Annotated in this window: 22 protein-coding genes; 8 read left to right on the plus strand and 14 right to left on the minus strand. The window is 67.0% G+C overall.

Annotated features, from left to right (window positions below; translation table 11 throughout):
• Window positions 1-6 precede the first annotated feature (6 nt).
• Together AC4ELH_RS27095 and AC4ELH_RS27100 are read right to left on the minus strand one after the other, a co-directional pair.
• The gene (locus AC4ELH_RS27095; RefSeq protein WP_498887823.1) at window positions 7-453 is read right to left on the minus strand and encodes a protein disulfide oxidoreductase; all 447 of its coding nucleotides are present in this window, start codon (window positions 451-453) and stop codon (window positions 7-9) included.
• A 173-nt stretch (window positions 454-626) separates the two neighbouring features.
• Window positions 627-1,508, minus strand: a complete 882-nt coding sequence (locus AC4ELH_RS27100) for a TIGR03854 family LLM class F420-dependent oxidoreductase (RefSeq protein ID WP_498887794.1) — start codon at window positions 1,506-1,508, stop codon at window positions 627-629.
• An 86-nt stretch (window positions 1,509-1,594) separates the two neighbouring features.
• Here AC4ELH_RS27100 and AC4ELH_RS27105 point away from each other — a divergent pair, with 86 nt between their 5' ends.
• On the plus strand, window positions 1,595-2,035 hold the full coding sequence (locus AC4ELH_RS27105) for a DUF6188 family protein (RefSeq protein ID WP_064879936.1): 441 nt from the start codon (window positions 1,595-1,597) through the stop codon (window positions 2,033-2,035).
• Window positions 2,036-2,052: 17 nt separating this feature from the next.
• Here AC4ELH_RS27105 and AC4ELH_RS27110 read toward each other — a convergent pair whose 3' ends face one another.
• On the minus strand, window positions 2,053-2,526 hold the full coding sequence (locus tag AC4ELH_RS27110; RefSeq protein WP_064879934.1) for a hypothetical protein: 474 nt from the start codon (window positions 2,524-2,526) through the stop codon (window positions 2,053-2,055).
• A 178-nt stretch (window positions 2,527-2,704) separates the two neighbouring features.
• Here AC4ELH_RS27110 and AC4ELH_RS27115 point away from each other — a divergent pair, with 178 nt between their 5' ends.
• The gene (locus AC4ELH_RS27115) at window positions 2,705-3,997 is read left to right on the plus strand and encodes a cytochrome P450 (RefSeq protein ID WP_448447193.1); all 1,293 of its coding nucleotides are present in this window, start codon (window positions 2,705-2,707) and stop codon (window positions 3,995-3,997) included.
• Here the strand turns inward: AC4ELH_RS27115 and AC4ELH_RS27120 are convergent.
• The 4 genes from AC4ELH_RS27120 to AC4ELH_RS27135 form a co-directional block, all read right to left on the minus strand.
• Window positions 3,990-4,376 (minus strand): cupredoxin domain-containing protein, encoded by a 387-nt coding sequence (locus AC4ELH_RS27120; RefSeq protein WP_498887797.1) that lies wholly within the window; start codon window positions 4,374-4,376, stop codon window positions 3,990-3,992. The genes AC4ELH_RS27115 and AC4ELH_RS27120 overlap by 8 nt on opposite strands.
• Window positions 4,377-4,447: 71 nt before the next feature.
• Window positions 4,448-5,866: an APC family permease gene (locus AC4ELH_RS27125; protein WP_448447189.1), complete on the minus strand. Its 1,419-nt coding sequence runs from the start codon at window positions 5,864-5,866 to the stop codon at window positions 4,448-4,450.
• A gap of 105 nt (window positions 5,867-5,971) precedes the next feature.
• Entirely contained in the window at window positions 5,972-7,078 is a 1,107-nt protein-coding gene (locus AC4ELH_RS27130) for a glycosyltransferase (RefSeq protein WP_064879928.1), read from the minus strand.
• A gap of 83 nt (window positions 7,079-7,161) precedes the next feature.
• On the minus strand, window positions 7,162-8,064 hold the full coding sequence (locus tag AC4ELH_RS27135) for a dienelactone hydrolase family protein (RefSeq protein WP_448447188.1): 903 nt from the start codon (window positions 8,062-8,064) through the stop codon (window positions 7,162-7,164).
• A 67-nt stretch (window positions 8,065-8,131) separates the two neighbouring features.
• Here AC4ELH_RS27135 and AC4ELH_RS27140 point away from each other — a divergent pair, with 67 nt between their 5' ends.
• The 3 genes from AC4ELH_RS27140 to AC4ELH_RS27150 all read left to right on the plus strand — a co-directional run bounded on the left by AC4ELH_RS27140 (window position 8,132) and on the right by AC4ELH_RS27150 (window position 11,397).
• Complete coding sequence (locus AC4ELH_RS27140; protein ID WP_064879924.1) at window positions 8,132-9,058, plus strand: SDR family oxidoreductase; 927 nt, start codon at window positions 8,132-8,134, stop codon at window positions 9,056-9,058.
• A 100-nt stretch (window positions 9,059-9,158) separates the two neighbouring features.
• Window positions 9,159-10,949, plus strand: coding sequence for an N-acyl-D-amino-acid deacylase family protein (locus tag AC4ELH_RS27145; RefSeq protein ID WP_498887800.1), 1,791 nt, complete (start codon window positions 9,159-9,161; stop codon window positions 10,947-10,949).
• A 31-nt stretch (window positions 10,950-10,980) separates the two neighbouring features.
• Window positions 10,981-11,397 carry a nuclear transport factor 2 family protein gene (locus tag AC4ELH_RS27150; protein ID WP_498887825.1) on the plus strand — a complete coding sequence of 139 codons (417 nt, stop codon included), beginning with the start codon at window positions 10,981-10,983 and terminating at the stop codon, window positions 11,395-11,397.
• 10 nt (window positions 11,398-11,407) lie between these two features.
• On the opposite strand, the gene AC4ELH_RS27155 is transcribed toward AC4ELH_RS27150, so the two are convergent.
• The 4 genes from AC4ELH_RS27155 to bfr form a co-directional block, all read right to left on the minus strand.
• Entirely contained in the window at window positions 11,408-11,794 is a 387-nt protein-coding gene (locus tag AC4ELH_RS27155; protein ID WP_498887802.1) for a VOC family protein, read from the minus strand.
• Window positions 11,795-11,828: 34 nt separating this feature from the next.
• Window positions 11,829-12,311, minus strand: coding sequence for a carboxymuconolactone decarboxylase family protein (locus AC4ELH_RS27160; protein ID WP_064879916.1), 483 nt, complete (start codon window positions 12,309-12,311; stop codon window positions 11,829-11,831).
• Window positions 12,312-12,352: 41 nt separating this feature from the next.
• Window positions 12,353-14,416 (minus strand): MDR family MFS transporter, encoded by a 2,064-nt coding sequence (locus AC4ELH_RS27165; protein ID WP_498887804.1) that lies wholly within the window; start codon window positions 14,414-14,416, stop codon window positions 12,353-12,355.
• 147 nt (window positions 14,417-14,563) lie between these two features.
• Window positions 14,564-15,043 (minus strand): bacterioferritin, encoded by a 480-nt coding sequence (gene bfr, locus AC4ELH_RS27170; protein ID WP_055120222.1) that lies wholly within the window; start codon window positions 15,041-15,043, stop codon window positions 14,564-14,566.
• Between the two features lie 242 nt (window positions 15,044-15,285).
• On the opposite strand from bfr, the gene AC4ELH_RS27175 reads away from it, so the two are divergent.
• Together AC4ELH_RS27175 and AC4ELH_RS27180 are read left to right on the plus strand one after the other, a co-directional pair.
• The gene (locus tag AC4ELH_RS27175; protein ID WP_498887806.1) at window positions 15,286-15,921 is read left to right on the plus strand and encodes a fatty-acid--CoA ligase; all 636 of its coding nucleotides are present in this window, start codon (window positions 15,286-15,288) and stop codon (window positions 15,919-15,921) included.
• Complete coding sequence (locus AC4ELH_RS27180; RefSeq protein ID WP_064879910.1) at window positions 15,921-16,136, plus strand: (2Fe-2S)-binding protein; 216 nt, start codon at window positions 15,921-15,923, stop codon at window positions 16,134-16,136. Before AC4ELH_RS27175 ends, AC4ELH_RS27180 begins: the two co-directional genes overlap by 1 nt.
• Here AC4ELH_RS27180 and AC4ELH_RS27185 read toward each other — a convergent pair.
• Complete coding sequence (locus tag AC4ELH_RS27185) at window positions 16,133-16,888, minus strand: enoyl-CoA hydratase/isomerase family protein (protein ID WP_498887808.1); 756 nt, start codon at window positions 16,886-16,888, stop codon at window positions 16,133-16,135. The two genes, AC4ELH_RS27180 and AC4ELH_RS27185, sit on opposite strands and share 4 nt — an antisense overlap.
• 36 nt (window positions 16,889-16,924) lie before the next feature.
• On the minus strand, window positions 16,925-17,665 hold the full coding sequence (locus AC4ELH_RS27190) for an EthD domain-containing protein (protein WP_498887810.1): 741 nt from the start codon (window positions 17,663-17,665) through the stop codon (window positions 16,925-16,927).
• Window positions 17,666-17,750: 85 nt separating this feature from the next.
• On the opposite strand from AC4ELH_RS27190, the gene AC4ELH_RS27195 reads away from it, so the two are divergent.
• On the plus strand, window positions 17,751-19,772 hold the full coding sequence (locus AC4ELH_RS27195; RefSeq protein WP_498887812.1) for an FUSC family protein: 2,022 nt from the start codon (window positions 17,751-17,753) through the stop codon (window positions 19,770-19,772).
• Here the strand turns inward: AC4ELH_RS27195 and AC4ELH_RS27200 are convergent.
• The gene (locus AC4ELH_RS27200) at window positions 19,769-20,398 is read right to left on the minus strand and encodes a PaaI family thioesterase (RefSeq protein ID WP_498887814.1); all 630 of its coding nucleotides are present in this window, start codon (window positions 20,396-20,398) and stop codon (window positions 19,769-19,771) included. The genes AC4ELH_RS27195 and AC4ELH_RS27200 overlap by 4 nt on opposite strands.
• Window positions 20,399-20,474 lie beyond the last annotated feature (76 nt).

The following is a 20,474-nucleotide window of genomic DNA, read 5'->3' on the forward strand; positions in this document are numbered from 1 at the left end:
GGGCGGCTAGCTCTTCAGGGCCGCGACCCGATCGGCCAGTTCCTGCTGCGGCATCGCCGACGTGGGGTTGTTGACGAACGTGGACGACCCGTCGGCGCGGTAGAAGACGTAGGCCGGCTGCCACGGGACGTTGTAGCGGGCCCAGATCGACCCGTCGGCGTCATTGAGGTTGGGGAAGTTGAGGTGGTACTTGTCGACGAACCCCTGCATGGCCCCGACATCGGAATGTGCCGCCACACCGACGAAGCTGACCTGTGGATTGGCCGCCGCGACCTGGCTCAGCGACGGTGCCTCGGCATTGCAGAACGGGCACCACGGCGTCCAGAACCACAGCACTGCCGGCCGCCCGACCAGGCTCGACCCGTTGAACGGGGCACCCGACAAGGTGGTGCCGGTGAACTGCAGCCGGTCGTCGGCGGCTGCGGTCGGCGCGAGCACCAGCGCCGACACCATCGCGATCGTGGACAGCAGGCCGGCCAGCACGGATATGACCGATGGGCGCAACTGCGGAAATCGAAGTCGCATCCTCATGACAGTCTCCTTCGCTCAGGGCGCAGCGCACGCTCGGCCTGCACATACCCCCTGACACGACTGTTGACACTCTCCGGTTCAAAAGCAGACCGGCCTCAGTCCTGCCGCGGCAACAGTTCGGTGGTGAACCGGTCCAGGAACGCAGCGCGATCGGTGGGGCCCGCCGCCCTGATCACGAACTTGGTAAGGCCGGCGGCCAGATAACCGTCGATCTGGTGGTGCAGGTCGGGCCAGTCCGCCGCCACCAGTTCGGCCGGGTCGACGTCGGGCCTGCGGCGACGCACCGCGGCGAGCAGTTCGGCCGGCAGTTCGCCGTCGCCCACCGCGAGGCTGATGCCGTAGTGGTCGGGTTCGATGGTCCGGCCCGCGGCCTCCGCCGCGGCCTCGATGCCCCGGCGCGCCACCGCCGCCTCGTCCGGGGTGAGGAAGCTGCCCAGCCACCCGTCGCCGAGTCTGCCGATGCGGGTCAGCGCGGCCGGCGCCGATCCGCCCAGCCAGATGTCGATCGGTTTGGTGGGAAGCGGCTGCACCTGTGCGGAGCGGACGGTGAAGTACTCCCCCTCGAACGACACGTCGTGGCCGCTCAAAACGGATCTCAAGAGCTCGAGCGATTCGTCGAACACCGCGGCCCGGCGGCGGTCGGGAACCACGAAGATGTCCCGCTCGGCGGGCAGTGCCGAATGAAGCCCGAATACGGGCAGCACCCGCTTGGGCGCGAGTGCCGCCAACGAAGCCAGTTGTTTGGCCACCAGCACCGGATGACGGCCCGGCAGGATGGCCACCGAGGTGCCGACCTTCAACCGCCGGGTACGCGCCAGCGAGTAGGCCATGCCGATGAACGGATCCACCGCCGGGGTGTAGACCAGTTCGGAGAACCACAGTGAGTCGACCCCGGAGTTCTCCAGGTGATCGACGATGCCGCCCAATTCGTCCGGGGCCGTGTCGGCGCCCACTCCCACACCGAACCGGACCTTCATCGGACGTTTCCCATGTCATCCATGATTGACGCAACACCGAGCGAGCGCCTCTTGTGCCCGGTCGTCCGGCGGTACAGAGTAAGACAATGAGCGAACAATGGATTCAAGGGTGCTTGGTCCAGCGGATCGCATTTCGCGATGGCCTGGTGCTCAACCTCGATGACTACAACGAACTGGTCATCTCGGTCCCGCTGGAACTGACGCTGCCGGCCATCGGTGCCGACGCCTCGGAAGTGGTGTCGCTGGACCCGCGGTCACTGCGTAACGAGGTTCGGCCACTCTTCGATTTCGCGGGGCAGCGCTGCACACATGCGGACTGGGACGACAACGGCAGCCTCCACCTGAGCTTTTCCGACGGCCACCGCATCGATGTCCGGCCCGAGGAGAACCGGACATCGTGGGAGCTGTACGGGAAGTACCACGGCTACGCCGCGTGCCTGCCCCACGGGCGGGTCCGCGTCGTCCGTCACGATCAGGATGACTTCGATCAGGACGGTGACGAGGGACCCACCCGCGAAAGCGGCTGACCGCTACTGACAGGGCATCAGCCGACGCCGAGGATTGGGACCCAGACGCCGAACAGCCATACACCCCACTGCCGGAACCCGTTGTCCCACACTGGGTTCAAGTTGTATCCCCAGTAGTTGATGGTCGGTGGAAGCGGGCCGCCCCGCCATTGGAACGGCGGCGGTGGTCCCCACCCCCACGGCGGCGCGCCCCGGCGGTCGTCCCACCAGTCGTGCCGGTTGTTCGCCCACCACGGACCCTTGTCGTCCCAATGGTCGCGGCGGTCGAAGTCAGGGCCGCGATCGGGCCCACGCCCGCGACTGTCGAAGTCGCGATCATGCCCGGGCGGCCCACCGTTGCAGAACGGGAAACAGTCGTCGTTACCGTGCCCCGGCTTGAGCGGAGCGGGCACAGCGGGCGACGCCGACGCCACCGGGACCCCCAGTCCGGTGATGCCCATTGCGAACGCGCCGGCTGTCAGCGCTCCCGCCACGAACTTGGCCAGTTTCATACCTGAACCTCCTACAGTCTCGTGACCCCGGCGCCGGCCATCCCCCAATGGCCCGGCGCCGCAACGCCTTGCAACTCACCTGGCTGCGAGCGGCGAAGCGTGCACCCCAGAGGGGTATCGCCACGGCTGATCCGAGCGTTACCCGTTTTCCGGGTCCGCGCGGCCCTACCCTGGCGGGGTGGGTATCGCACCGCGGATCAATGGGGCGCGTCCCGGCGACGTGCCGCGCTCGGAGATCGACCTCGGATCGTGGCAGTTCTGGCGGGAGGATGACGATGTCCGGGACGGCGCATTCGGTGTGCTGCGCCGGGAGGACCCGATCTCCTTCCACCGGGCCTGCGTCCTCGACGGTTCCCCGGAGAGCGCCGGGCACTGGGCGGTGACCAGGTACGACGACGTCTTCCACGCCAGTCGCCATCCCGACATCTTCAGCTCCGCCTCCGGAATCACCATCGGCGATCAAACCCCGGAACTGGCAGAGTATTTCGGCTCGATGATCGCGTTGGACGATCCCCGTCACACCCGGCTGCGCAACATCGTGCGCAGCGCGTTCACGCCGCGGGTGGTGGCGCTGATCGAGGATTCTGTGCGTGACCGGGCCCGGCGTCTGGTCAGTGACATGGTGGCCAGGAATCCCGACGGGACCGCCGAGCTGGTCACCGAGCTCGCCGGCCCCCTACCGCTGCAGATCATCTGCGACATGATGGGTATCCCCGAACACGACCACCAACGGATCTTCCACTGGACCAACGTGATCCTGGGATTCGGCGACCCGGACCTGACCACCGATTTCGACGAGTTCGTGACGGTCGCGACGGACATCGGCGCCTATGCGACCGCGCTGGCCGACGAACGACGCGCGGCGCCCACCGAGGATCTGACGACCAGCCTGGTCCAGGCCGAGGTCGACGGGGAACGGCTGACCTCGGCCGAGGTGGCCTCGTTCTTCATCCTGCTGGTGGTCGCGGGCAACGAAACCACCCGCAATGCCATCAGCCATGGCGTGCTCGCGCTCACCCGCTACCCGGAGCAGCGGCAGAAGTGGTGGTCGCGGTACGACGAGCTGGCCCCCACAGCGGTGGAGGAGATCGTGCGCTGGGCGTCGCCGGTGAGCTACATGCGCCGGACAGTCACCCGGGACACCGTGCTGGGCGGGACACCGCTGCCCGCCGGCGCAAAGGTGACGCTTTGGTACGGATCGGCGAATCGCGACGAGTCGAAGTTTGCCGATCCGTGGATGTTCGACGTCACCCGCCACCCCAACCCTCACCTCGGATTCGGTGGCGGTGGGGCGCATTTCTGTCTCGGAGCAAATCTGGCGCGCCGTGAGATCACCGTGGCGTTCGAAGAGCTGCACCGCCAGTTGCCCGACATCGTCGTGACCGAGGAACCCGACCGACTCCTGTCGCCGTTCATCCACGGCATCAAGCGCATGCCGGTGGCCTGGCCCAGCCGCGCAGCGTCTACTTGACGGTCAGAGTGCCCAGCATCGCGGGGTGATAGAGGCAGTAGAACGGGTACTCCCCCGGCTCCTGCGGAGCCGTCAGCGTCGCCCGTCCCTTGCCGTCGACGTGGACGTCGAACGCGCCCTTGGTCCTGGACGTCACCGAATGCTCGACCTCGTCCTTGTTGAGGATCGTGATTTCGGTTTCCGGCGCCACCGGCCCCAGTGCACTGAATCCCATACCTTCGATCGCGATGACGGGGCCGGTCGGCATGGCCGTCCCCGGACTGGTGGTGACCGCCTCGGAATGCCGGCCGTGATCGGATGGCGAATTGGCTTGCCCACAGGCAACAGTCGTGCCGGCGAGCAGGAACAGCGACACGACCAACACTGCGAGTCGATACATCCGGCACCCCCTGGGAATCGTCTGAGACCGCAGACAATTATCGGCCCCACCGAGGGTGCGATGTGCCGGATTCAGCCGACCCGGCGACCCACGGCCACACCGGCCGTGAACGCGGCGACGAGGACACCGATGATCACCCAGGCCAGCACGCTGGAACCGCCGACCAGGTCGTTCAGGTTGGTCAGGATCAGCACCAGTGCGCCCAGCAGCCCGGCCAGACCCAGCGCGGGGGCGACACGCACCCGCCACACTGAATGGCCGTGCCGGTCGCGTGCGAAGAAGACCAGGACCGCCACGCTGGTGGCGATCATCAGCAGCACCACACCGACCGTTGTCGCCCCGGCGAACCAGGTGTAGAACTGGGCGGCCGGGTCCAGCCCGAACACCACCGCCACGAGGACGCTGATCGCCACGACCCCGGAGATCCACAGCGAGGCCTGATGCGGTGAGCCGTGCCGATCGTGCGGTCGGCTCAGCCGCGCGGGCAGCACGTCACGCTGCGACAGCGCGAACACGTAGCGCGAGGCCACGTTGTGGAAGGCGAGGATGCAGGCGAACAGACTGGTGAAGTACAGGACCGTGATGATGTCGGCGCCCGCCGTGCCGATGTAGCGGTGCGCGGTGTCGCCCAGGAAGGTGGAGCCTGAGTCGGTGGCGCGGGCGACGGCCTGCTCGTCGCCCCAGCCCGAGATCAATGCCCAGCTGGTGACCGCGTAGAACACCCCGATGAGGATCAGCGCCAGGTAGGTGGCCCGGGGAATCGTGCGCTCGGGAGTGCGGGCCTCGTCACGGAAGATCGCGGTCGCCTCGAATCCGACATAGCTGATGATCGCGAACAACAACCCGATGCCCAGCGACCCGGAGAAGATCGCACTCGGGTTGACGATGCCCGAGGACAAGCCGTGCTCGCCGCCGTTGGCCACGATCACCAGGTCCAGCACCAGCACGATCGCGATCTCGGCGGTCAACAGCACGCCGAGTACGCGGCTGGACAGCTCGATGTTGCGGTATCCGAGGTAGGTGGTGACGGCGAAACCCACCGCGGCGAACGCCCACCAGGGCAGCGTCGGCCCACCCGCCAGCTCGACGACGCTCGCCCCCGCCGGGCCGAGCAGCCCATACACACCCGCCTCCAACGCCACGTAGCTGACCAGCGCCACGAATGCGATACCGATGCCGGCCGGCAGCCCGAGCGACTGACGAACGTAGGAGAAGAAGGCGCCCGCCTCGTCGACATACGGAGTCATCGCGGTGAAACCCACCGCGAACAGCAACAACACCAGCGTGGCTGCGATGAACGTGGCGGGGAATCCGGCTCCGTTGCCCGAGGCGATACCCAAGGGCACCACCCCGCCGATCACACCGAGTGGTGCGGCTGCGGCCACCACCATGAAAACGATCGAGGCCACTCCCAGGTTGCCGCGCAGTTGGCGCCCGGCCGCAGGCGGCGGATAGTCCAACGATTCTGGGGCTGTGGTGGTTTCGGACATGCTCGACCGTCCTTCAGGCAGCGTGCGCAAATATGACCCGCGGAACATAGGCCGGCACGGTGCCGCAGACCAGGTCTGGCGTCAGCGTGCGCAAAACCCGGCTTGTTACCCGGCCCCGAGCACGTCGAGCATTCCCGCCGCCGACCGCGGCCAGGTGAACTGCTCGGCACGCTGACGCGCTCTGCTGCGCCGCAGCGGTTCGGGCCGGCCGATCACGGAGGTGACGGCCTGTGCGATGGCACGTGGGTCGTTGTCGGCGGTCGCTCCGCTGTCGCAGGTGAGGATCTCGGCCAGCGCCGACGTCCGTGACACCACCGCGGGAGTTCCGCAGGCCAGCGCTTCCAGTGCGGCAAGACCGAACGTTTCGTGCGGGCCCGGTGCCAGCGCGACGTCGGCCGAGGCCAGGATGGTCGCGACGGTGTCGCGGCAACCGACATATCCGGTGAAGGCCACCGGCAACCCGCTGGCCTGTCTCTCCAGTCGGGCCCGCAACGGACCCTCCCCGACGACCACCAATTGCGCGTCTACGCCCGAATCACGGAGCGCGGCAACGGTATCGATGCTTCGATGAGCGTGCTTCTCCACCGACAACCTGCCGCAGTGCACCAGAAGGGTCTGCTGTGGCGCAGCCCAGCGCCTGCGCATCTCGGCGCACCGGCGCCGTGGGTGGAACTGCTCGAGGTCCACCCCGAGTGGCACGGTCGCCACATTGTCCGCACCGATGCGGTCGAACTCCTCCCGCGCAAAACCCGTCGTGCACACGACCGCGTCGTAGTTCGCCGCGGTGCGGCGGTTGGCGAAGTCCGCCACCATGACCGCCGCCGATCGCGGCAGTACCTGACCGACCAGCCGGTCCAGGCGTTCGTGCGAAATCATCACGGTGGCCACCCCATGCCTGCGGCCCCACGGTCCCAGCGACCGCAGGGTCAACCGGTCCGAAACCTCGATCGCATCCGGACCGAGCTGTTGAAGCAACGCGGTCACCGGGCCCGGCAGCACCGCGCGGTAGCCCGCGGTAAACGGGATGAGCCTGGCGGGCAGGGAAATTCGCACGACACCGCTGCCGAGGACGTGCCGCTGCGGATGTGAACCCGGAACGATGAGGTAAACCTCGTGGCCCAGCGCGCAGTACTCCGCGCCGAGGCGGTCGACCGCGGTGCGCAGACCACCCGATCGCGGGCCATAGAAGTTGGCAACCTGGACAACCCGCATGTCACGATGAGAACCGGGCCGCGTGTGCGGTCAACAACGACGCCGCAACCGGGGCCTGAACAGCCGCTGAACAAGCCCGGGGATCAGGCCAGATGCGCCCCGAACCAGTCCTGGATCCGGCGCCAGGCATCGGTCGCGGCCGCGGGGTTGTACCGCTCGCCGGTGTCGTTGAAGAACGCATGGTTGGCGTCGGGTTCGGTGATCAGCTCGTGCACCATGCCGGCGCGTTCCAACGCCGCGCGTACCGTCGGTTCACTCGCGTTCACCCGCTGGTCCAGGGCACCGTAGAACGCGAGGACCGCGGCATCACGGGAACCACTGAAATCCGGATCGTCGGGAGCCGGGCCGTAGAACGGCACTGCGGCGGCCAGCGCCGGCGTACCGGCCGCCAGGAGTCGCCAGACCAGCCCGCCGCCCATGCAGAAACCGACAGCGGCGACCTTGTGGCCCGGCACGCGGCGTTGTACCTCTTCGATGCCGGACAACAGATCGGCAATCAACTGCGGCGGCTCGATCCGACTCAACGCAGCGGTGGCACCCGCCGGGTCGGCGAACGCCGCCGTGCCGCCCTGGCCCGAGAGCAGATCGATCGCCAGTGCCGAGTACCCGCTACCGGCGAACCTTCCGGCCACCGAACGGATGTGGTCGGTGAGCCCCTTGTTCTCGTGGATCACCAACACCGCGCCTCTGGGTTCCGGCGCGGCGGCCCAGGCTCCCTGCAACTCCCCCGCCGGGCCCGACCAACTGACGGGCGTGGTGGGCAGCGCATTTTGCAGTCCCGGCGGCTGTGCCGGTCCCGGTGGCGCGCTGGGGGCGGTGGCGGGCGCCGGCTCCTTCGCCTCGCCGCAGGAGGCGATCAGCGAGGCTGCCGCGGCCGCACCGATTCCCAGCAGCGCCAGCCGGCGCAGCGCCTCACGACGCGACAAAAGTCCGTCGAGGTGATCGGTCGCGATTTCCTCGGCAATGTAGCGCTGAAGTGGAGTCACCTCAGCCAGTATGGGCTGAAATGCCGAACTGCAGCTATAGAACTGCGCGCGGCGGGATACTCATCGGATGGCCTGGACACCCGACCCGGAGGCGCTGCGCGGACGCATCGCCGTCGTCGCCGGGGCCACCCGTGGCGCGGGTCGGGGCATCGCCGCGGCTCTGGGCGAGGTCGGCGCGACCGTGGTGTGCACCGGCCGCAGCAGTAGATGCGGTAGCCGCGACTCCGACTATGACCGGCCCGAAACCATCGAGGAAACCGCCGAATTGGTCACGGAACTGGGCGGTTCGGGCGTCCCAGTACAGGTCGATCACCTCAGCGTGGCGCAAGTACGCAAGCTGGCCGGGCGGCTCAAGGCCGACTACGGCCACATCGACATCCTGGTCAACGACATCTGGGGCGCCGAGGTGCTCAAGGGACCGCCGGACACCTGGGGCCGGCCGATGTGGCAGCACGACCTCGACGACGGGTTGCGGATGCTCCGTCTCGGACTGGACACGCACCTGATCACGTCGCACTGCCTACTACCGCTGCTCGCCGACCGTCCTGGTGGGCTGTTGGTGGAAATCACTGATGGTACAACCGAATTCAATGCCGAGAACCCACGACTGTCGGTGTTCTACGACCTGGTCAAGAACGCGGTGAACCGACTGGCGTTCAGCCACGGGCACGAACTCGCCGCGTTCGGCGCCACGGCGGTCGCGGTCACGCCGGGATGGTTGCGCTCGGAGATGATGCTCGACAACTACGGCGTCAACGAGGCCAACTGGCGGTGCGCACTCGACCTCGCCCGCACCGACGGTTACCCGGCCGCACCGCCGGGATTCGCCGAATCCGAGTCCCCCCGTTTCGTCGGCCGCGGCGTCGCCGCCGTGGCGGCCGACCCGCACCGGGCGCAGTGGAATCAACGTTCCGTCAGCTCGGCCGCACTGGCGCGCCAATACGGCTTCACCGACCTCGACGGACGGGTACCGGATGCCTGGGCACCGCTATAACCCCTGGTCAGACCGCGCCGTCGGCGTTCAGTAGACATTTTTTCAAATCTGTTCACCATTTTCATTGACACTGCCACCAACGGGACTGTTCTATGACTGGGTGAGCTTCGACACAATCATTCGCAACGGCCGATGGTTCGACGGCACCGGAGCCCCGTCAGCGGTGCGCAACATCGGAATTCGTGACGGGCACGTGGTCACCATCTCCCCGGACCTTCTCGACGACACGGACTGCCCTCAGGTCATCGACGCCACCGGCAAGTGGGTCATGCCCGGCATGTTGGACATCCATACGCACTACGACGTCGAGGTCCTGGGCGGCCCGTCGTTGTCGGAGTCGCTGCGCCATGGCGTGACCACCGCGATGCTCGGGTCCTGCTCGCTGTCGACCGTGCACGTCGGCGGCGTCGACGCGGGCGACCTGTTCGGCCGGGTCGAGGCGATCCCGCGCGACCAGGTGATCGCCGCCGTCGACGACAAGAAGACGTGGACCACCTGCGACGAGTACGTGTCGGCACTCGAATCACTACCGCTGGGCCCCAACCTGGCCGCCTTCATCGGGCACTCCGACATGCGGACCGCGGTGATGGGACTCGACCGGGCGACCCGCAAGGATCAGCGACCGACGGCCACCGAACAGGCCCGCATGGAGCAGATGCTCAAGGAGGCCCTCGACGCGGGCTTCGTCGGGATGTCCTCACAGCAACTGCTTTTCGACAAGATCGACGGCGACACCTGCCGATCCCGCACGCTGCCGTCCACCTACGCCAAGTCCCGCGAGCTCCGCCGGCTCAAGTCGATGCTGCGGCGCGCCGGCCGGGTGCTGCAGTCGGGTCCCGATATCCAGAATCCGCTCAACCTGGCCTCGCAGGTGGCCCAGTCACTCGGCCTGTTCCGCAAGCAACTGAAGACCAGCCTGCTCTCGGCTGCCGACATCAAGGCCAACCCTTATGCGATCTGGATGATGGGCCCACTGGCCAAGGCGGCCAATGCACTCGGCGGCAACTTCCGCTGGCAGCATCTGCCGGTGCCGTTCGAGGTGTATGCCGACGGTATCGATCTGGTGGTGTTCGAGGAATTCGGTTCCGGCGCAGCGGCTCTGCATCTGCGTGACGAGGTCGAGCGCAACGAACTGCTGCGCGACGAGTCCTACCGGCGCAAGTTCCGCAAGGACTACGACAGCAAGTTCGGCGTGCGGGTCTGGCACCGGGACTTCTTCGACGCCGAGATCGTCGCCTGCCCTGACGAATCCGTGGTCGGCAAGACGTTCGGCCAGGTCGGGCAGGAGCGCGGCGAACTGCATCCGGTCGACGCCTTCCTGGATCTGGTGCTCGAGCACGGCACCGCGCTCCGCTGGCGGACCACCATCTCCAACCACCGTCCCGAGGTGCTCAAGAAGCTCGCCCGGGATCCGGGTATCCAGCTCGGCTTCTCCGATGCCGGCGCCCACCTGCGGAACATGGCCTTCTACAACATGGGACTGCGCCTGCTGCGGCACGTCCGCGACGCTGAGCAGGCCGGTACGCCGTTCATGTCGATCGAGCAGGCCGTGCACCGGCTGACCGGTGAACTCGCCGACTGGTACCGGATCGACGCCGGCCATCTACGCATCGGGGACCGCGCCGATGTGGTGATCGTCGATCCCGAGCACCTCGACGACTCGCTCGATGCGTACGCCGAGGAGACCGTCGACCAATACGGCGGGCTGTCGCGCATGGTCAACCGCAACGACGACACCGTCACCGCGGTGCTCGTCGGCGGACGCACCGTGTTCGCCGACGGTGCGCTGACCGACCTGGTGGGCCAGCAGCGCACCGGCCAGTTCCTGCGGGCCGCGCACCGCGTCCCGTCGATCTCCGCCGAGGATGGGAAGTTGACCAGTGTCCGTTGAAGACATCTCGATCGAGGAAACCGTCCACGGCATGTGGAAGGCCCTGTCGGAACGCGACTGGGACCTGCTCAAGACATATTTGTCGGACGACTGCATCTACCTGGACATGCCGGTAGGCGCAGCCGCTGCCGCCAGAGGCCCGGAGGACATCGTCAAGCGGCTCAAGATCGGCCTCGAACCGCTGACGTCCTACGAGAACTTCCCGGGCCTGCTGGTCGATAACGGCCGTGATGCCATGTACGAACACCACGAGGAATGGCACTGGGCCACAGGCGAATCCGCCGTCCTCAAGTTCGTCACGGTGCACCGGGTCGAGAACGGCAAGGTGACGCTGTGGAAGGACTACTGGGACATGGGCGCCCTGGCCAACCACGCCCCGCCGGACTGGCTGGAGAACTTTGCCACCGCCGACATGTCGTGGGTGTTCGACGCCACCGGGCTGGTCTGACCGCAGCCGCTCAGTCGATACCCCACACCAGGCAGAACGGGTGGCCGGCCGGATCCCGGAACACGCGGAACAAGGTCTCCCCGACGGCATCGGTGACGCGGGTTGCGCCCAGCGCCAGCACCTGGCGTTGGGCGACATCCGGATCGTCAACCTGGATGTCCAGGTGAATCTGCTGCGATCCCCGCGGATCGGGAAACAGCGGCGGCTCGTGCTGCGGTGAGTACTGGCAGGCGAGCCGCCGGCCCGCCGGGTCGGTGACGACCACCCATGTGTCGTCCTCGGCGGCGACGTCGCCGCCGAGGACTTTGGCGTAAAAGGCCGCCAGCGCACGAGGATCCCGGCAATCCAGCACGATGGAGCGAAGGCTTCCGATCATGGCATGCGGTATTGCCGTCACGAAGCCTGGGTAAACCGGGCCGTGATCGCGCGGGTTACAGCGTGATCCTGCAGGTTTGACCGATGTCGAGGGTCCGCAGCATCCGGCCCATGCCCAGCCACATCGCACACGACAGCGCCAGGTCGGTGAGCAGTTCGGCATCGAACTGCTCATTGGCGCGATCCCAGAAGTCCTCGTCGTCGCGCAGTCCGGTGTGATCGCTCGCGAAGCGCTCGGCGAACTCGGCGGCGATGCGCTCCTGCGCGCTGTAGCCCGGCCAGGTCCGCCACTCGGCGGCGTGGTCGTAGAGGTCCTCGTCCACTCCTGCTGCCGCGCCGTCGGAGTCGCGGGTGTTCTGGCACACCACGCACTCGTTGTTGAGTGCGATCACCATCCGGGCGAGTTCGCGCACCCGGAGGGGCAAGCGGCCCTTGGTGTACACCGCGTTGGTGAAGTTGGCCATTGCGGTGCCGATCTCGGGAGACTTCAAGATCCAGCCGGCCACGTCGTCGTCGGGAAATTCTCCGATTCGGCTCATGGCCGAATCGTACGCAGATTCCGGCAGTTCTGGAACAAGTTCTAGTTTTTGGTTCCCGAGCTGGTCAGCTCGGTGGCGCGGTCGTCGTCTCCCCAGTCCCGCTGCACCACAATCCGGTGCGCGATGCGCTCGAGCGCGGCCTCGACCTGGGCCCGGTCCGGGCGGCCCTCATACGACGCCGACTCCCCCAGTTTGTCGACGATCCGACTCACCAGCGCCGCCGAGACACCCTCGACCTGCCGCACCCCGGCCTGGGTCAGCCACAGATTGTCCCCGGTACGCAGCACATAGCCGTCCTGCACCAACCGGTTGAAGGTCGGCTCGAGCACTTCGAAGGGCACAACCAGGCGGTCGGCGATCTCGGTCAGGCGAGCCGAGCCGAACACCTGACCGTGTCGGTAGATCTTGAGCAGCGCCCACAACCCCGCGACATCCAGCTCGCACCCCGGCCCTCCGGCCACATTTCGCAACCGGATCTCAGGTGAACTGCGCATCAGCCGGCTGACCACGGTTTCGAGCACCTGGTCCGCCGATTCCGAGCTCGGCATGCCGAAGCCCTCGCCAAGATCCGCCGCCATGGTCGCCTCGGCCTCCAGCAGGGGCACCTCCTTGAGGAACAGCGCCACGATCAGGCCGATCAGCGCCACCGGTGCGGCACAGAGGAACACCAGGTCCAGCGCGTCGGCATAGGCGTTGACGATCGGGGCGGCGACCTCGGGTGGCAGTTCGTGGAGCGCCTTGGGTGAAGCACCCGCCACCGCCGGCGCACCGCTGGCAGCGAGTGCACCGGGCAGGCGATCCGACAGGAAGCCGACGAACAACGAACCGAAGATCGCCGCACCGAACGAACTGCCGATGGTCCGGAAGAACGTCACCCCCGAGGTCGCCACGCCCAGATCGCTGAAGTCGGAGGTGTTCTGGACGATGAGGACGAGCACCTGCATACACATGCCGATGCCGGCGCCCAGGATGAGTAGATAGAGCGACTGGATCGGAATCGGTGTCGCGGCATTCATGCGCGACAGCAGCACGAAGCCGATGAGCATGATCGCCGTGCCGGCGATCGGGTAGATCTTGTACCGGCCGGTGCGGCCCACCAGACTGCCGCTGACGGTCGAGGTGACGAGCAGCCCGATGACCATGGGCATGGTGCGCAGCCCGGATTCGGACGGCGATACGCCGTCGACGAACTGCATGAAGGTGGGCATGAACGTCAGGGCGCCCAGCATGGCGAAGCCGACGACCAGCGACAGCACGCAGCACATGGTGAACACCGGATTGCGGAACAGCCGCATCGGCAGAATCGGTTCGACCGCCCGGGTTTCCGCCCGGACGAACATCGCCAGCGCCAGGACAGAACCGATGACCAGCCCGATGATGGTCGGCGAGGTCCACGCGAGTTCGCCGCCCAGGCTGGTGGCCAGCGTGAGACCGGATGCCCCGATTCCGACCCACACGATTCCGGCGTAGTCGATCACCGGGCGCGCACCACGGGACGCCACTGCCGGGATCGTGGCGGCCGCGACGATCAGCACGACGACGCCCACTGGGATGCTGAGCCAGAACGCCCACCGCCAGCCGAGGTGATCGGTGACGAAGCCGCCCAGCAGCGGGCCGGCAACGGTGGTGACACCGAAGACCGCACCCAGCGCACCTTGGTAGCGCCCGCGGTCCCGCAATGGGATGACCTCGGCGATCAGCGCCGAGGACGTCACCATGATCGCGCCGCCGCCGATCCCCTGCAGCGCGCGCGCGGCCACCAGCATGGCCATCGATCCCGACAGTCCGCTGAGGACCGATCCGATCAGAAAACACAGGACCGCCGCCTGGTACACCACTTTTCGGCCGAAGATGTCGCCGACCTTCCCGACGACGGCGGTGACGACGGTGGAGGCCAGGAGATAGCTGGTCACCACCCACGCTTGATGGCCCGCACCGCCGAGGTCCGCCACGACAGTGGGCAGTGCGGTGGCGACGATTGTCTGGTTGAGCGAGGCGAGCAGCATTCCGAGCATGACGGCAACGAACACCAGGTTGCGCCTGCGCACGCTCAGGATCGGGGCGCCGGTCGGCTGCTCGCCGGTGGATGTTGTCGGGGTGGTCATAACTTCCTTTCGCCGGCCTGCCGGTTCACCAGCGATATCGTTAGACAGGCTATGAAAGTTACAGCACGAACAAAGCCGCCCCGAACAGCCGGCGGTTCACCGGCTACCCAGGGCGGCTTGGATTGAAACGGACCGAGCTGCCCGAGCTTATTGGGGCGGGCGGGAGACGCACTGCGCTGCGTAGAGCGCGTCACCCAGCTTCTCCATCAACTCGAGCTGGGTTTCCAGGTAGTCGATGTGCCCTTCCTCGTCCGCCAGGATCGTTTCCAGGATCCGCGCCGACGTCGCGTCCTGCTTTTCGCGACACATGATGATCCCGGGCTTGAGGCGGGCAACCACCTCGTACTCGATCGCAAGATCGGCCTCGAACTGTTCCCGAAGTGTCTGCCCCACGCGCAGCGAAAAGAGCCGCTGATAGTTGGGCAAGCCGTCGAGGAGCAGGATTCGGTCGGTGATGGTCTCCGCGTGCCGCATCTCTTCGAAAGACTCGGAACGGGTGTGTTCGGCCAGTTCGGTAAATCCCCAATTATCTTGCATCTTCGAGTGCAAGAAATATTGGTTAATCGCAGTGAGTTCGCTCGTCAATTGCTCATTGAGCAATTTCAGAACATCTGGATCGCCTTGCATCGTCACTCCTAAGCACCTTGAGGGCTGGTCAAGTGTTGCTGTTTGCCGTGCACATCCAATCTAGTCCAGGAAGCACGGTGTGACGCAATGATTAACGACCAATTCGGCGTGTTCGTGCGACGCTTCCGGACCCATGGGGGCACCGAGCCCCGAGCGTGGCCACGAGGAGTGGACTGGCTGTCCTAACTAAGGTTAGACTGCGCTAATCTGCGATCACGCCCCGAAAGAAAGGTCGGCAACAAATGAGTGAGTACGACTTACACTCGCTCATTCTGTCCTGCGATTTCCGCGTCGACGACGTCGACGAAATGTGGAAATGGATGCGGAAACATCGCTCGGGACTATTGTCGATCGGCGCGCATCATGTCGTGCTTTACAAATCAATTTGGGAGCCGGGCCGGGTATTGGTGACAATCGGCATTCGGCATGCGCGGTCCATCCGCGACGTACTGCGTTCGCCCGCAATTTTCGAGTGGTTCGATATTTCCGACGTCGAAGATATTCCGCCGATATTCGGCGGCGAAGTGGTGGAGAAGATCGATCTGACCGCCCCGTCGCCGCAGGGCCACGTGGCCGGGGTGATCGTGGGTGCGGTGGCCACCGTCGACGACGTACCCACCTTGATGCGCAAGGTGCACGACGGCCTCGAGCGCTTCGAGCAGGGCGGCATCCGCAAGATCTGGGTCTACCAGGCACTCGACGACGGCCAGGAAGTGATGATCCTGCAGGAGGTCGCCGACGAGATCAGCGCCCGGCAATGGATCGACCATCCGGATGCGGCGGCCGAGTGGATGACCACGGCGGGTTTCGGTGCCTACCCCAGCCTTTTCGTGGGCAAGTTGGCCCACATCATGAACGTCGACGAGCAGGACGACTGATGTTCGTCTGCCTGTGTACCGGGGCGACCAGTCAGGTCGTCAACGAGATCATCGAGTCCGGCGCCACCACCTCGAAAGAGGTGGCCGAGGCGTGCGGCGCCGGTGCCGACTGCGGCCGGTGCCGACGCACCATCCGCGCCATCATCGCCGCCCATCAGGCGGCCGAGGGGTGCCCCACCCAGTTCAACGGTTGCCCGTCACGGGCCACCCACTAGCGCTTGCGGTCGGCGAACTGAGCCAGCGCGTCGACGTTGGCCGCCGCACCCACCAGTTCGACGAACAACGCCTTCTCGCGCTCCACGGCGGCCGCGATCTGGTCGCGGATCGGAGCCACCATGGCCTGCTTGACGGCCACCAGGCTCGAAATAGGCTTGGCCGACAGGGTTTCGGCGTGTTTCCGAGCCTTGGTCAACAGCGCGTCGGGCTCGCAGACCTTCCACACCAGACCCATCTCGCGGGCCTCGGTGGCGCTCACCCACTCCGAAGACATCAGCAGCCACGCGGCATTCTGCCTGCCGAGCAGTCGGGGCATCAGATACGAAGAGGCCGCCTCGGGCGCCACACCCAGGCTGGTGAACGGGCACTTCAGCCGCGCCGCCGACGACATGAACACGAGGTCGGCGAACCCGAGGATGGTGGCGCCGATACCCACGCCTACCCCGTTCACCGCACAGATCAACGGCTTCGGGAAATCAGCGAGAACCTCGAGCATCCCGTAGAACCCGTGCTCGCCCGGGGTGGATTCCGGGTTGGTGATGCGCTCCTGCATCTCGACGAGGTCGTTGCCCGCACTGAATCCCCGGCCGGCGCCCGTCAACAGCACCACTGCGACGTCGGGATCCTCAGCCGCCGCACGCAGGGCAACGGTCGTCGCGTCGTACAGCGCCTCGTTGAAGGCATTGAGCGCGTCGGGGCGGTTGAGGGTCAGCGTGCGAACCCGGTTGTTGTCCTCGATCAGCAGGGTCATCTCTGTCTCCTCGCGTCGCGCCGTGGCCGCTGCAGCCTAACTAGAACACGTTCCACTCTTGTCGGCCGGGTCCGGTGAGCCGACGAACGGGCTGGAGTAGACGTACCGACTGGTCGGCACGGTGTCGATGTTGCTACTGGCGCCGAACGCATCGGTGCTGGCGACCATGCGGCGCATCCGATCGGCCAGATCGTCGTCGTCTGCGGCGCCGAAGAACGCGTGCAGATCCGACACGGCCTGCTGCCGGAACAGTTCCTCCACGATGCCGTCGATCGCCGGGGCGTCCTCGGTGAGGGCACGCACGACGGTGTTCTGGGTGTAGCCGAAGGTGTCCTGGGTTTCGATGGCCACCGCGGTGTGGTCGACGTGCCAGCGGTGCAGCCAGGTGGCCTGATCGAGGTCGGCGGGCCGGCGCAGCAGCGCGATATTGGCCAGACCGTCGGTGCGCTCGCCCACCCCGGTCGGCGGCGCAGGCATCGGGACCGATTCGGTCACCAGGTAGGCGGCGAGTGAATCACATTCGGCAGCAAGCACTTCCAGCGCCTCAGTAATCTGCTCGCCGTAATACTGCCGGGCCCACAGACTGACCACCGCGACCACCGGAGGGTCCAGCGTGGTCAGTGTCATCAACGAATCCCGCACCGCGTCGTCGCGGACGTTGATCGTCAGGCCGGGCAACCCGAGCGCCAGCAACTGACCGGCGACGGTAGTTCGCAGCCGCTCACACCACTGCTGATCCGATTGCGGGGCCCGTAGCAGAACGATGACTTTCTCCACAGACGGAGAACCTACCGGCGGACCGATCCGCGCCACGCGCGGGCGGATGTGCCACCGGCAGCCCGTGGCGAGTGAGAATGGTGGGGTGCACACGGGTGGACAGGCAGCCGACGCACTCCGGCTCAACACCCCCGACGCCGGTGCGGTGGCCCGAAGCCTGATCGGCGTCCTGGCGGTGACTGGGGTCGCCCTGGCGTGGGGTTCCGGCGCGACAGCGATGTGGACGCTGGGCGGCGGCGTGATCGCGAGTGCCATCGCGCTGCAACGCAGCCCCGGGGGCCGGGTCCCGCTGGTGGTGACCGGCTCGATCGAACTGGCCATCGCAGTACTGCTGGGCACCCTGGCCGGGGGGTACAGCCCCGTCTTCATCGCGGTGGTTGCGCTGTGGTGTTTCGCCGCGGGCATGCAGTGGTCACTCGGAGCCAACGCGGGGCTGGTGGCCTCGGCGGCCAGCGCACTGCTGGTGCTGGCGCCGCCGGTCGCACCGACATTGGGCCAGTCACTGCTGGCACCTGTTCTGGTCATCGTCGCCGGAGTGGTCCAGGCCGCGCTCATCGCGGTATGGCCGCCCCGACGCTGGCGCGCCCAGCGCGACGGACTCACCCGGGCGTACCAGTCGTTGGCCGGTGACGCCCGCAACGTCGCCGCCGACTGCACCGCGACCGTCGACGACGCCCCGCTCACGTGGTTGCGCGAGGTGTTCGCCGACAGCCAGGTGAGTCAACGGCCACGCGCCTACCACGGCGGCTATCGGCTCCCGGAGCGCCTCGCCGGCACCCTCGCCTCGTTGCGTTCCACCGCGGACCGCGACACCTCCACCGACGACGAGAACCCAGGTGACAGCGGACTCCCCCAGTTGCTGACCGCCGCCGCGGTGCTGCTCGACGCGATCGCCGACCACGGTCACACCGCGCGCCGCGATGCCGAGCACGCACTGGTCCGCGTCCACACCGCGGCCGCCGCCGTCACCGGGCCAGAAGCGGCGCTGGCACAACGCTTCTGCGAACAGCTGCGCGAGGCCGCGGTGCTGAGATTCGGGCAGCTGCACCGGCCCGACCTGATCGGCTCACTGGCCTCGGCGCCCGCCGTGGTCCGATCACACCTGATCTGGACCTCGCCGATCCTGCGCCACGCCATCCGGCTGTCGGTGACCACCGCGCTGGCGGTTGCTGCGGCCCGCTACGGCGGGCTGGAGCACGGCTACTGGATGCCACTGACCGCCGTGGTGGTACTGCGGCCGGAAACGGCGCACACCTACACCCGGTGCGCCGGGCGCATGGCCGGCCTCGGCGTCGGCATCATCGTCGCCTCGATCCTCACGTTCGTGTGGCAGCCCGGGCCGATCGGTTCGGCCGTGTGCGCGCTGGTTTTCGTCGGACTGGCCTACGGCGTCGCGCAGTTCGGCTATCTCGCGGTCGGCGCGGCCGTGGGCGCGATCGTCATGTTCGCGGTCGGCGTGAGCGCGTCCGCGCCGTGGTCGGGCAACACGGACCGACTGTTTGCCGTGATGATCGGCGGCGCCCTGGCCGTGATGGCCCACGTGGCCCTGCCCGACCACGCCCTCATCCGGTTACGCCAACGCGCCGGGGAACTGCTGATGACCGAGATCGACTACGCCGCACTGGTGATCAAGGCATTCGTGCACGAAATCGACCATCCGGCAGAGATCCTGTCGGCGGCCTGGCAACGGGCCTTCCGGGCCCGCGCCGCATTCGAGGCCGCGTGGGGTGCCACCAGCCTGGAGCCGCCGGTCCTGCGGCGTTGGCTGCGGTCCTACCGCACCGCACTGAATTCAGTGACCAGCGCCTGCACCACCCTGGAGAACAGCCTGCCGACGCACCCTTCGTCCGCCCTGCACGGCGAGTTCATCGCTGCGGTGGACGATTACGTCGAGGCACTGCGCGGCGCGCCGCCGAGCCCCGCGGTGCCCTGGAGCCTCGACACCGCCGAACTGTCCACCGCACTGCGACGGGTACACAACGTGGCTTCGACGCTGTCCGCCGACAACGGTGCGGCGCGCATCCTGATCGGCGAACTGAGCACGATCACCCGAAGTCTGCAGGAGATCGCGATCGACCGGGTGGAACCCGCGGGTGATACGCGCTAGCTGCGCGCCCATTTCGGCAGGATGAACACTCCTTCAGCCTCGGCGGTGATTCCGTCAGCATCGGAAACATGGCCGGAGGCAAACGCTTTGATGCCGTCCGTGCGGGTGATCCGCCCCTCGGCGTGCAGATCACCCAACGGGGTGGCCCGCAGATACCGGATGGTCAGGGTCCCGGTGAACCGCGGACGATCGGAGTCGCTGGCAGCCACCTCCCCCAGCACATGATCGAGCACCATCGCCACCATGCCGCCGTGCACGTGGCCAGGCGGCCCTTCATAGGGCGCGCCGAGGTGAAAGTCGGTTCGTACCCCGCCGTCGGGCTCCTTGACCATCACCAGCGGCGGGGCGATCGGGTTGCGGATGCCGATCGCCGGGTTGCCCCACGGCATCCGGTCACCATCGGACGTGAAGCGCACACCGAAGGCACCGTCGATCTGTTTGGCCTGCAGGCGCGCGGTCGCGTCGTCGATCTCGGCCCGTACCGCGGCGACCTCCTCGGCATCCACCTCCGAGCGAATCGAGGCATCGATGAGCGCACGCACCGAGTCGGCCAGCGGTGACCACACCTCCCGCAGACGCTGCACGTCCGCGGAACTGAGACCTTCGACGTGCGTGTAACCCGGCATCCCAGCACTAGTGTCCTGAGTCGTTAATTCGTAGGCAGTAGTTGGCGATGCTGGCCAGGATTTGGTCGGCGGTCTT

This window comes from Mycobacterium shunyiense (assembly GCF_058270075.1).